This is a genomic window from Rhodococcus sp. 05-2255-1e (assembly GCF_002259025.1).
Lineage (GTDB): Bacteria > Actinomycetota > Actinomycetes > Mycobacteriales > Mycobacteriaceae > Rhodococcoides > Rhodococcoides fascians.
The window spans coordinates 21,769-34,027 of the sequence record NZ_NOZE01000033.1 but is presented as its reverse complement, the minus strand read 5'-3'; the positions used below and the strand labels follow the sequence as shown (position 1 = coordinate 34,027).

Genomic DNA, 12,259 nt, shown 5'->3' with positions numbered 1-12,259 from the left:
CGACCGAGGAGAACATCATGGACGACAAAGTAATCATCACCTGCGCCCTGACCGGCGGCATGACCGTGCCCGCACAGAGCCCCGCAATACCCGTGACCGTGGATCAGATTGTGCGCGAAGGAGTTCGAGCAGCCGAGGCAGGTGCCTCGATTCTGCATCTGCACGTCCGTGAGGAAGCGACCGGCAAGCCGGTCGCGGACCTGGAACTGTTCGATCGACTGCTGACCGAATTGAAGAAGGAAACCGACGCCGTACTCCAACCGACTACCGGTGGCGGACGCGGTATGACCATCGAAGAACGTGGGTCGGTCCTGAAATTTCGTCCGGAAATGGGGACGTTCAACGCCGGTAGTTTCAACTTCGGCATCTTCCCCGTCGCGGCGCGAGACCTCCCGTTCGCGGACTGGGAGCGCGACTATCTGGAAGGCACCCGGGACTACATCTTCAAGAACACCTTTGCCGACATGGAGTACATGGCAGCGCTGATGAAGGACTCGAACACTCGGCCGGAAATCGAGGTCTACGACGTCGGTCAGCTGTTCAATCTCAAACAGCTCATCAAGGACGGGCATCTCGAGGCGCCGTTCAACATCCAATTCGTCCTCGGTGTGCTGGGAGCAAACGGCGGTGAGCCGGACCAACTGATCCACATGCTCCGTACTGCGGAACGACTGTTCGGCCAGGATTCGTTCACCTGGTCCGCAGCCGGCGTGGGCTACCCCAACGAATTCAACCTCGCTGCACTCTCTCTCATGCTCGGCGGCAACATCCGAGTCGGAATCGAAGATAACCTACGGGTGCGGCGAACCGAGGTTGCCAAGTCCAATGCCGACCTCGTCACCAAAGCAGTAGAGCTCGCGGCCCTGTTCGACCGCTCCCCTGCAAGTCCGGCCGAGGCGCGAACCCGGCTGGGCCTCAAGGGCAACGAACACGTCGGATTCTGATCGTCCATGACTGTTCTGATATCGGAAGATTCACGCCCATCGGTCGCTTCGAGCGCATGGGTCGCTTCTTCGGCAGTGGTCGTCGGGAATGTGACCATCGGACCTCGTGCAAGTGTCTGGTACGGCTCGGTCGTCAGAGGTGACGGTGACTCCATCACGATCTCGACCGGAAGCAACATCCAGGACGGATGCGTGGTGCATTCGGACCCCGGCTATCCAGTGACGATCGGAGCGAACGTGTCCGTCGGACACCGCGCCGTGCTCCATGGCTGCACGGTGGAAGACGACGTGCTGATCGGGATGGGTGCGCTGATCCTCAACGGCGCACACATCGGCCGCGGCTCGATGATCGCTGCGGGCACGCTCGTGTTGGAAGGGAGCGTCGTACCACCCAACTCCATGGTTGCCGGACTACCGGGCACAGTGCGTCGGGACACGACCGAGGACGAGCGCCGCGGCGTCGTCGCGAACGCCGAGCGCTACGTCGCTCTGGGGGCCCGACATGGATCGATTTCCGGCACGCCGTCGTGACAGGACCGAAAATCGTTGTGGCACCGGACAAGTTCAAAGGATCTCTGACGGCCGGGCAGGCGGCCGGTGCGTTGGCTCGCGGCATTCGCACCTCGATCCCGTCGGCCGACGTCGTGGAGTTTCCCATCGCCGACGGCGGTGAAGGAACAGTCCAGATGATGCTCGCCCGAGGGTGGCAACGTGTGTCGTGTTCGGTGACGGGGCCGACCGGTCCGTCCGTCCGGGCAGACTATGCATACCTCGGCGGTTGTGCCGTCATGGAGATGGCCGCCGCAGCCGGCCTGGCACTCGTACCGGGTGGCCCCTCCCCGGAGTCCGCCATGCACGCCACGACCTTCGGAGTCGGCGAGTTGATCGCCGATGCCCTCGAACGCGGCGCGCACCGCATCGTGATCGGGGTCGGTGGCAGCGCCTGCACCGACGGCGGCATGGGCGCGGTGACGGCACTCGGAGCACGGATCGACCGCTCCGGGGCGAGATTGACCGGCGTCGACTCTCGGCTCTCCTCCATCGATCTCGTGGTGGTCTGCGATGTGGACAATCCATTGACCGGCCCCACCGGCGCAGCTGCGATCTACGGGCCGCAGAAAGGGGCCACAGCCCTTCAGGTCGACGCCCTCGAAGCGAGATTGCGGCACTGGGCCGATCACGTGAACGTGGCGACCGGCCGTGACCTGCGCACCATGCCAGGTGCAGGTGCAGCGGGCGGACTCGCATTCGGACTCGCGAGCGTTCTCGGTGCGCGACTCGTTCCCGGCATCGAATTCATGCTCGAATTCACCGGCTTCAACGACCTGCTCGCCGACGCACAGTTGGTCGTCGTCGGCGAGGGTTCGCTCGATGCACAGAGCCTGCACGGAAAGGGGCCCATCGGAGTTGCCAGGGCCGCCCGCGAACACGGGATCGCAGTCGTTGCCGCGGTGGGCAGAAGCGAGATCAGCGACGGTGCAGCCCACGCAGCAGGCGTTTCCGACGTTCATACGCTGACTTCTCTCGAACCGGACGTCGACCTAGCCATGCGCGACGCATCGCGGCTGTTGCAGATCGTGGGCACGACCATCGGCGACCGGTACGCCGAAACTCGGCCCAGGACGTGAACAGACAACGGCGGTGGCGGCCTCACCTGCACCATCGTGTCCATTGCAGACGCGTCCCGGCGACTCGACGACTCCCGCGACGAGGTTGGACATCCTGTCCACTACGGGCAGATGCTCGAATCTACGGACCGGGGTGAACGCCAGGTCGGCAGTCCCCCGTAGCGTTGAGGTCATGTCTAGATCACCACGCCAACGCAGATCCCCCGCCGCACCTCGAAAGCGATCCTCCTCAGCGCTGTCGGCAGGGCACCTTCGCGTGATCGCGACGGGCGGTCTCGGCGAGATCGGCCGGAACATGACCGTCTTCGAATTCGACGGAAAGCTGCTCATCGTCGACTGCGGCGTGCTGTTTCCCGAGGAGCATCAGCCCGGCGTCGACGTCATCCTCCCCGACTGGAGTTGCATCCGGGATCGCCTCGACGACGTCGTCGCCATCGTTCTGACGCACGGGCACGAGGACCACATCGGCGGCGTCCCGTATCTGCTGCGCGAGCGTGGCGACATTCCCGTCATCTCGTCGCGGCTGACGCTGCATTTCCTGGCTGCCAAGTTCGAGGAATTCAAGGTCTCGACGACGCTGATCGAGGTCGAGGCGGGGCAAACCCGGCAGGAAGGACCGTTCGAGCTCGAGTTCATCGCCGTCAACCACTCGATTCCCGACGGCCTGGCCATCGCCATTCGTACCGACGCCGGGCTGGTGCTGCACACCGGTGACTTCAAGATGGACCAGTTCCCGCTGGACGGTCGGATCACCGACCTCCGGAGCTTCGCACGCCTCGGCGAGGAGGGGCTCGATCTACTCCTCGTCGACTCCACCAACGCCGAAGTGCCCGGGTTCATGGTCTCCGAACGCGACCTGGTCCCGGCCATCGAGAAGGTGTTCCGCGAAACTACGGGACGCGTGATCGTGTCGAGCTTCGCCAGTCACGTGCACCGCATTCAACAGGTACTCGACGCCGCACACGCACAGGGCCGCAAGGTTGCGTTCGTCGGCCGATCGATGGTGCGCAACATGAAGATTGCGACCGACCTGAGCTACCTCGACGTTCCCGACGGCCTCGTCGTGGACCTCCCGAAGCTCAACCGGCTCCCGGCCAACAAGATCACGCTGATCTGCACCGGATCGCAGGGCGAGCCCCTCGCGGCGCTGTCGCGGATGGCGTCGGGTGAGCATCAGATCAAGGTCGGCGACGGCGACACCGTGCTGATGGCGAGCAGCCTGATCCCCGGCAACGAGAACGCGATCTACCGCGTCATCAACGGCCTCGTCGACAAGGGTGCACGCGTGGTGCACAAGGGCAATGCGAAGGTGCACGTCTCCGGTCACGCCAGCGCCGGCGAGCTCGTCTACTGCTACAACATCCTCGAACCCGCCAATGTGCTTCCCGTACACGGTGAGTCGCGGCACCTGCGCGCCAATGCCGATCTCGCCATCAGGACCGGTGTTCCTCGCGATCGCGTGATCATCGCCGAGAACGGAAGCGTCATCGACCTGTACGACGGCGTCGCGCAGATCACCGGCTCCGTCCCCATCGAACTGATCTACGTCGACGGCAGTGCCGTCGGTGGCGTGACGGAGGATTCACTGGCCGAGCGTCGCCTCCTCGCGAACGAGGGCGTGCTGACCGTCATCGCCATCGTCGATCCCGACACCGGGCTGCTGGTCGACGACGTCGACTTCATCGGACGCGGATTCGCCCATGAGGCAAACGCTTTCGACTCGTTGGCCAAGGCGATCGGCAAGACCCTCACACGCGAGAGCGACGTCAAGGTTGCCTCCCGCGAGAACATCGAGAAGCGCATCGTGCAGGAATCGGCCCGCTGGGCCAAGCAGACCCTGGGCCGCCAGCCCCTCATCGTCCCGGTGGTCGTGGACGGCTAAAGCCGGTCCGGTCAGATCTGAGCTGCCGCACCACGGGTGGACAGCACCTCGGTCAGCTCCTCTGCGTAGGCGAGCTGCCGCCGCAACGTGCGGCAGCTTTCCTCGGCCTTGGTGTGGCAATCACGAACGAAGGCCGCGGCCGACGACCTCGCGTCGTCGGTCGCGTTCTCGTCGCCGAGAACGTCGAGGGATTCCAGTAGCTGTTTCATTTCGGCCAACGTGAAGTCGAGTGGCTTCATCCGGCGAATCACGAGCAGGCGTTCGACGTCGGACTCGGTATAGAGCCGGAAGCCGCCGACGGTCCGAGCAGAGGGCGTGACCAGACCGACATCGTCGTAGTGACGAACCGTGCGAATCGACAGCTCGGTTCGCTGAGCTACCTGCCCGATCTGCATGTGTACGCCGTCGTCTGTCATGTGCCGCCTCTCTTCGCCCGACCAACCACCCTAGTCAGTGCTCAGCACCCAGGTTTCCACTGAGACGATCGTGCCGCTCGGTCGACGGCGCGTTCAGGCCCACGATCTCCACCGTCTTGCCCTTGGCGGCGTACTTGGTGGTGATGGCGTCGAGGGTCGCAACGGTCGACGCGTCCCAGATGTGCGACTCGGACATGTCGATGACGACGTTCTTCGGATCTCCGACGTAGTCGAACTGGTAGATCAGATCGTTGCTCGACGCGAAGAACAACTCGCCCTTGACGGCGTAGACGCGGGTGTCGTCGTCGGGATGTGCGACGTCGACAACCTCGGTCAGGTGTGCAACCCGCCTGGCGAACAAGACCATCGCGGTGATCACTCCGACGACGACGCCGTACGCGAGGTTGTGGGTGACCACGGTGACAGCGACGGTGGCCACCATGACGAGAGTTTCGCTCTTGGGCATGCGGCGCAACGTCTTCGGGTGAATGCTGTGCCAGTCGAAGGTGCCGACCGACACCATGATCATCACGGCGACCAATGCGGCCATCGGAATGAGCGCGACGATGTCGCCGAGACCGACCACCAGGATCAGCAGGAAGGTGCCGGCGAGGAACGTCGAGATACGGGTGCGGGCACCGGAGACCTTCACGTTGATCATGGTCTGGCCGATCATCGCGCAGCCGCCCATACCGCCGGTGAATCCGGTGACCAGATTCGCCACGCCTTGACCCCAGCCCTCACGAGTCTTGTTGGAGTGCGAGTCGGTGATGTCGTCGACGAGCTTGGCCGTCATCAGTGATTCGAGCAGACCGACCAGGGCAATGGCCAGAGCGAACGGCGCGATGATCGACAGGGTGTCGAACGTGAACGGCACGTCCGGGATCAGGAACGACGGCAGCGAGGACGGCAGCTCGCCCTCGTCGCCCACGTCCGGGACGGCCAGCGCGAAGACGAGCGTGACGGCGGTGAGGATCACGATGGCGATCAGAGGTGCCGGCACGACAGTGGTGAGCTTCGGCAGGAAGAACATGATGAGCAGTCCGACGGCGACCATCGGGTAGACCAACCACGGCACCCCGATCAGGTACGGCACCTGTGAGGTGAAGATCAGGATAGCCAGGGCGTTGACGAATCCGACCATGACACTGCGCGGGATGAATCGCATCAACTTGGCGACACCGAGGACGCTCAACACGATCTGCAGCACTCCCCCGAGGATGACCGCGGCAATGAGGTAGTCGAGGCCGTACTCGCGAGCCAAGGGGGCGACCACCAGGGCGATCGCTCCGGTGGCCGCGGAGATCATCGCCGGTCGACCCCCGACGATGGAGATGGTGACGGCCATCGTGAACGACGCGAACAGGCCGACGCGGGGATCGACACCGGCGATGATCGAGAACGAAATGGCTTCCGGGATCAACGCCAGCGCCACCACCAGCCCGGCAAGAACCTCGGTCTTAAGTCGCCTCGGTGAGCGCAACGCACCCAGCACCGAGACGTCTTCGACGGCGGTGCCGGGCACCTGGGCAGCTCGAGACACGACGACTCCGTTCGATGGTTACGAGGGACGACAACCGGGATGGGCGTCCACTCCGCGAGCAACTCTACTCTTACCGGAGGGAAGGTTACCAATCATCGAGGCGTGGATGACGTGCGCTAGATTTATACGAAAAGGCACGCCGGAACTCCCAGCGCGATGCAAGGAATGAATCGATGTTCTCGCTCAACAGGCTGTCCTGTTTCATCGCCGTCGCCGAGGAATTGCACTTCGGCCGCGCCGCCGAACGTTTGCACATGACGCAGCCGCCGCTCAGCAGGCAGATCCAACAACTCGAGAGCGAAGTCGGCGTGCAGCTGATCGACCGCACGAGCCGGTCGGTGACCCTGACGGCCGCGGGATTGGCCTTCCTACCCGAGGCCCGACGCATCCTCGACCTCGCCGAGGGCGCACTGCTGACGGTGCGACGCGTTCCCACCGGAGACTTGGGGACCGTAATCGTGGGATTCACCGGGGCATCGGCGCATGCGGTGCTCCGGCAGCTGCTCGACGCTGCGCGCGAGAAGCTGCCGGACGTGAAAATCGTTCTACGCGAGATGGTCTCGGCGGTACAGATGGAGTCTCTGGCCATCGGCGATCTGGATCTCGGGTTGGCCAGACCCCCGCTCAAGCGACCGGGCATCGCGTCCCGGCCGGTGCTGCACGAGTCGTTGATCGCGGCGATGCCCGAAGAACACCCGCTGGCCGCGAAGGACGAGCTGTCGGTAGAGGACTTCGACGAGCAGCCGATCATCATGTACTCGCCCGTCGACGCGCGGTACTTTTACGAACTGCTGATCAGCACCTTCACCATCGTCGGGGTCTCGCCGCGCTACGTGCAGTACGTGACCCAGGTACACACGATGCTGGTGCTCGTTCGCTCGGGAATCGGACTGGCCCTGGTACCCGAGTCGGCGTCGACCATGCGGCCGGAAGGCGTTGTGTTCCGACCGGTTCGGACCGTAAAGGAACGCCCCGTCGAACTCGACGCGGCATGGCGCGTGGACAACGACAACCCGGCACTGCACCGCTTCATGACCGACGTGCTGCCGACGCGTGAGTGGTCGTGATTTTTTCCTGCTGATCGAGCCGTGGTTCGACAGTGCCCGAAGCCGGTCTCGGTCGAGTGCTCGTGTGAATACGGCGCGCCTCGAAAGCCAACGAAGGCCCGCACCTGGTTGGGAGCGGGCCTTGTCGGGTTCGTGGGTGCTCAGTCTTTGGGCGGATTGGCGTCTTTGCCAGCGGCGACGTCGCGGAGCCATTGCGGGACCGGCTTGTTGTCGTACTCGCGGAGTTTGATGGACGCTCCTGCGGCTGCCGCGCGTACCTTCCGGCGCTGCTCGGGGGTCCAGGCCCGGCGCGGTTCGGTGGTGGTCATGGGCGCTCCTCGCGGTGTGTTGTAGCCCCATTGTCGCTGTTGTCGTCGGTTTCCGCTAGGTCGTTGCTGTCGAGGCCGATGTCGGCGATCGCTTTGGAGCGATGAATCAGCGCATACCCACCGGGAGTTTCCTGCCGATGAGTTTCTGGGCTGCGCTTCGCAACGTCAACCTGCTCACCGGCATCGTCCGGCGACTCGGCACCCGAACCGCCGCACACGCAACCGAACTATCGCGGCGTCCCCACCGGCGGCTTGACGGCCGTCACCGGGCAGTGCGCCTCGAGCAGTACGCGCTGAGAGATGCTGCCCATGAACAACTTTCCGACGGGCGATCGACGTCGGATGCCGATGACGACCAGCTGAGCCTGCTCGTCGAACGACAGGTCGATCAGGTTGTCGGCGTGCGAGCGGCCGGCCTCGTTGTCGTGAATTTTCGTCGTGACACCGACCGCCGACGCCTCCTCGCGAGCCGATTCGACGGTGGCAGCGAAGTCGGCGTCTGCCGCGCTGTTGTCCTCGGCTACGATGAGCAGATCCGTTCCGCGCATCTGGGCCTCGCGAAATGCGAAGGGCAGCGCGCCTTTTCCTTCGGTGGTCGGCGAGTAGCCGACGACGACGGTCACTTCGTCACCGGCGTGACGAGGGAGCCGTCGGCCAGGAATCGATCGAGGTTCTCCAGTGTCAGTGCTTCCATGGCGGCGCGAGTCTCCACCGTTGCGCTGCCCACGTGCGGCAACAGCACCACGTTGTCCATCGCGAGCAGAGAGTCGGGCACGTTCGGTTCGTGGGCGAACACGTCCAGACCCGCACCGGCGAGCTGCCCGGAGGCGAGCAGTTCGATCAGCGCCTCCTCGTCGACGACGCTTCCGCGGGCCACGTTGATCAGATAGCCCTGCGGCCCCAGCGCGTCGAGCACCGCGCGATCGACCAGATGGGCCGTTCCCGAGCCGCCCGAAGCGGCGACGATCAGTACGTCGACGCTCTCGGCGAGCGCTACAGGACTGGCCGCGTACACATACGGTGAACCGTCGATCTCGTTCCGGTTGTGGTACGAGATGGGGCATCGGAATGCGGTGAGCCGGTCCGCGATTGCAGATCCGATCCGGCCGAGCCCGATGATCCCGACTCGTTTGCCGGTGACCTGGCGGGTCAGTGGAGTGTTGCCCTCGGCCGGCCAGCGGCCGGCCCGTACGAATCGCTCCGCGGACGAGAGCCCACGCACGGTGTCGATCACCAGGCCGACAGCGAGATCCGCGACGCAGTCGGTGAGCACATCCGGGGTGTTGCTGACCCCGATGCCACGCTCGGTGGCCGCGTCGACATCGGTGGTGTCGTAGCCGACGCCGAAGTTCACGACGGCTCCGAGCTGCGGCAACCGCTCCATCAGCGCTGCGTCGACACCAGTTCGGCCGGAGGTGACGACGGCGGTGATCGACGGGCCGTGTTCGGCCAGGAACTGCTCACGCTCGTCCCCGTCGGGCAAGGTCAGCGCGTCGTAGTCGGCAACCAGAGTGTCCATCAGGGACGGCTTCAGCGGCCCGACTCGGAGCACGCGGCCCCCTCGGCGTGAATCCTGTTGCAACACAGACTTTTCCTGTTGACCGGTGGTCACCGTTGTTCTCCTCGCGATGTGGTGGAGCGTGCGCGTTTCCTGTACGGTATGCCGCTTCTCGGATACCTGTCCAACACGCAAATAACATGGACCGATACCCAAACGGCATGAACATGACCCTCAGCATGCAGGTAGACCTAACCCGTTTGGACGTTCGACCTGCTCAGAGGCGCTGAACTGCGAGCATCCGCACTGATCCAGCACGATTGTGACGTGGATAACGGGCCGAAACGTCGCTTTCGTCCGGTTGACGGTGGAGATCACCCACTCCTACCGTGTGTCTACCGTCACAGATCCGAATGCGGCTCGATGACGCGTATCCCTTTTCCCACTGGAGGCCACCATGAGCCCTGCACTCTCCGTGCAGCAGGGACGGACCCATCGCGTCGCCGCTATTGCTGTTGGCGCACTATCACTTTCATTGATCGCAAGCGGCTGCACCGTCGCGAACTCGAGCAACGGAACCGCAGCCCGCGCAGACACCCTGCGCATCGTTCTGCCTCAGGAACCGCCCACCCTCGAAGCCTGCGACGTATCCCTGACGTCGGTCGGAGTGGTCACGCGCTCGAACATCACCGAGCCGCTGATGGAGCGCAATCCGAGTACGGGTGATCTCGAACCGAAGTTGGCGGACTCGTGGGAGCAGACCTCGGACACCGAGTGGACGTTCGCCATTCACCCCGGCGTGACGTTCAGCGACGGCAGCCCCTTCGAAGCCGAGGATGCAGCGTTCTCCATCGACCGCACCGTCAACTCCGAACTGGGATGCAACGTCGAGGGATACGTCTTCGGCGACGCCGACCTGGTGGTGAAAGCCGTCGACCCGTTGACGCTGACGGTGCAGACACCCGAGCCCGATCCCATTCTGCCGCTGCGGCTCTCGTTCGTGGAAATGGTTCCGCGCACTGCGAGCTACACCGAGCGGGTACGCGAACCGATCGGCACCGGCCCGTTCGCGATCGAGCGGTGGGACTACGGCCAGAAGCTCTCCCTGGTACGCAACGAGACCTACTGGGGCCCGAAGCCCGAATACGCCAGGGCCGAATACCAATGGCGCAGTGAAGGCAGTGTCCGCGCGTCGATGGTGACCAACGGCGAGGCCGAGATCGCCACGTCGGTCGGACCGGAGGACGGTGCAGGCGACCTCGGCGTGGCCTATCCCAACAACGAGACCACGGCACTGCGCATGCAGGCCGCGCAACCGCCACTGGACGACATGCGGGTTCGGCAGGCGATCAACTACGCCATCAATCGCGACGGCATCGTCAAGGCGTTGTTCCGCGGACTCGGTTCACCTGCAGCACAGCTCATTTCCGAGGGCGTCGTGGGATACAACGAGGACCTGACTCCCTGGCCCTACGACATGGACGAGGCCAGGACGTTGATCGAGCAGGCCCGTGCCGACGGGGTTCCGGTGGACACCGAGATCCGTCTCATCGGACGCACCGGTCAGTTCCCGAAGATCAACGAAACGGTGGAGGTCATTCAGAACTCGCTGTCCAAGATCGGCATGAATGTCAAGATCGAAATGATGGACGCCGCAGGTACGGCCGAATACCAGGAACGTCCGTTCCCGAACGTCGGGCCGTATCTACTGGTGATTCAGCACGGCAACCAGGCCGGCGACTCCGCATTCACCGTCGATCAGTACTTCACCAGCGACGGATTCCAGAGTGCATACGGGACAGCGGACTTCGACAAGGAGATCGCCGCCGCCGGCGCACTCACCGGAGAAGACAGGCAGGCCGCGTACGCCCAGGTGTTCGCGGACGAACCGAAGGACATCATGCAGATGGCCTACATCGCACATATGAACGGGGTGCTCGCCAAGGCCGCCTCGGTCGACTACACGCCGGACTCGGCCACGGTCGACGAAATGCACCTGGCCGCGATGACGCGCGCCGATACCGAGAGGCCCTGACATGTTCAGATTTCTGCGCCGACGGATCTACACGAGCCTGATCCCACTGTTCGTCGTCCTGCTGGGCGTGTTCTTCCTCGCTCGTCTCACCGGCGACCCCACCAGCCTGTACCTGCCCGAGTCGGCCACCCAGGCGCAGCGAGAGGCGTTTCGCGCCACCAACGGCTTCGATCAGCCGGTACTGACGCAGCTACTGGACTACTTCAAGGGTGTCGTACAACTCGACTTCGGGCAGTCACTGCGCACCGGCGAGGACGCGTCGGCAATGGCCCTGCGCGCCTTCCCCGCAACGCTGCAGCTGGCGTTCGCAACGATGTTCCTCGCCATCCTCGGTGCGGTGATCATCGGCTGCTGGGCCGCATACCGGCCGAACTCGCTCGCCGATCGCATCTCGAGCCTGCTGTCGATGACGGCGGCGTCCATTCCCGACTTCTGGTTCGCCATCATGGGCGTCTACGTCTTCGCCATCCTGTTCGGTTGGCTGCCCACCTCCGGGGTGGACAGTGGAATGCTCTCGTGGGTGTTGCCGATCGCCACGCTGCTCATTCGACCGCTCGGCGTCCTGACTCAGGTCGTCCGTGGCGCGATGGTCTCGGCACTGTCGGCACCGTACGTTCGATTGGCGAGAAGCAAAGGGGCGGGCGACCTTCGAGTTGTCACCCACCACGCTCTGCGCAACGCCGCGGCACCGGCGCTGACCGTGGCCGGCGACCTGATGGTCGGACTCGTCAACGGCGCGGTGGTCGTCGAAGCCATCTTCGGCTGGCCGGGTATCGGAAAACTGATGATCGACGCCATCCTGCAGCGCGACTTCGCCGTTCTGCAGGCAGCCGTGTTGTTGACGGCAGTGTCCATCTTCGTCCTCAACATCGTCATCGATGCCTGCTATGCACTGCTCGACGCCCGGGTTCGCGACAAGGTGAAGGTCTAGGTAAGAA

The 12,259-nt window shown here is 64.1% G+C and carries 12 protein-coding genes; 7 read left to right on the top strand and 5 right to left on the bottom strand.

Features of this window, described 5'->3' with window-relative positions; all coding sequences use genetic code 11:
• Nucleotides 1-17: 17 nt before the first annotated feature.
• The 4 genes from CH262_RS19145 (at nt 18) to CH262_RS19130 (ending at nt 4,454) form a co-directional block, all read left to right on the top strand.
• A complete protein-coding gene (locus CH262_RS19145; RefSeq protein ID WP_032387571.1) occupies nt 18-944 on the top strand; it encodes a 3-keto-5-aminohexanoate cleavage protein in 927 nt (308 codons plus the stop codon).
• Between the two features lie 6 nt (nt 945-950).
• Nucleotides 951-1,475: a gamma carbonic anhydrase family protein gene (locus tag CH262_RS19140; RefSeq protein WP_094718181.1), complete on the top strand. Its 525-nt coding sequence runs from the start codon at nt 951-953 to the stop codon at nt 1,473-1,475.
• Complete coding sequence (locus CH262_RS19135) at nt 1,472-2,572, top strand: glycerate kinase (RefSeq protein ID WP_032387569.1); 1,101 nt, start codon at nt 1,472-1,474, stop codon at nt 2,570-2,572. The genes CH262_RS19140 and CH262_RS19135 overlap by 4 nt, the downstream gene beginning before the upstream one ends.
• A 172-nt stretch (nt 2,573-2,744) precedes the next feature.
• Nucleotides 2,745-4,454 carry a ribonuclease J gene (locus tag CH262_RS19130; protein ID WP_045841016.1) on the top strand — a complete coding sequence of 570 codons (1,710 nt, stop codon included), beginning with the start codon at nt 2,745-2,747 and terminating at the stop codon, nt 4,452-4,454.
• A gap of 11 nt (nt 4,455-4,465) precedes the next feature.
• On the opposite strand, the gene CH262_RS19125 is transcribed toward CH262_RS19130, so the two are convergent.
• Entirely contained in the window at nt 4,466-4,870 is a 405-nt protein-coding gene (locus tag CH262_RS19125; RefSeq protein ID WP_032367131.1) for a MerR family transcriptional regulator, read from the bottom strand.
• Between the two features lie 34 nt (nt 4,871-4,904).
• Complete coding sequence (locus CH262_RS19120; protein ID WP_027495310.1) at nt 4,905-6,413, bottom strand: SulP family inorganic anion transporter; 1,509 nt, start codon at nt 6,411-6,413, stop codon at nt 4,905-4,907.
• A gap of 173 nt (nt 6,414-6,586) precedes the next feature.
• Between CH262_RS19120 and CH262_RS19115 the strand changes: the two genes are divergently transcribed.
• Nucleotides 6,587-7,480, top strand: coding sequence for a LysR substrate-binding domain-containing protein (locus tag CH262_RS19115; RefSeq protein ID WP_094718180.1), 894 nt, complete (start codon nt 6,587-6,589; stop codon nt 7,478-7,480).
• Between the two features lie 140 nt (nt 7,481-7,620).
• On the opposite strand, the gene CH262_RS27725 is transcribed toward CH262_RS19115, so the two are convergent.
• From CH262_RS27725 to CH262_RS19100, 3 genes are all read right to left on the bottom strand, one after another.
• Nucleotides 7,621-7,788, bottom strand: coding sequence for a hypothetical protein (locus tag CH262_RS27725; protein WP_156158493.1), 168 nt, complete (start codon nt 7,786-7,788; stop codon nt 7,621-7,623).
• Between the two features lie 227 nt (nt 7,789-8,015).
• The gene (locus CH262_RS19105; protein WP_027495308.1) at nt 8,016-8,411 is read right to left on the bottom strand and encodes a universal stress protein; all 396 of its coding nucleotides are present in this window, start codon (nt 8,409-8,411) and stop codon (nt 8,016-8,018) included.
• Nucleotides 8,408-9,400, bottom strand: a complete 993-nt coding sequence (locus CH262_RS19100; protein ID WP_256988875.1) for a 2-hydroxyacid dehydrogenase — start codon at nt 9,398-9,400, stop codon at nt 8,408-8,410. Before CH262_RS19100 ends, CH262_RS19105 begins: the two co-directional genes overlap by 4 nt.
• 343 nt (nt 9,401-9,743) lie before the next feature.
• Here CH262_RS19100 and CH262_RS19095 point away from each other — a divergent pair, with 343 nt between their 5' ends.
• On the top strand, nt 9,744-11,321 hold the full coding sequence (locus CH262_RS19095) for an ABC transporter substrate-binding protein (RefSeq protein WP_094718178.1): 1,578 nt from the start codon (nt 9,744-9,746) through the stop codon (nt 11,319-11,321).
• A gap of 1 nt (nt 11,322) precedes the next feature.
• The gene (locus tag CH262_RS19090; protein ID WP_027495305.1) at nt 11,323-12,252 is read left to right on the top strand and encodes an ABC transporter permease; all 930 of its coding nucleotides are present in this window, start codon (nt 11,323-11,325) and stop codon (nt 12,250-12,252) included.
• Nucleotides 12,253-12,259 lie beyond the last annotated feature (7 nt).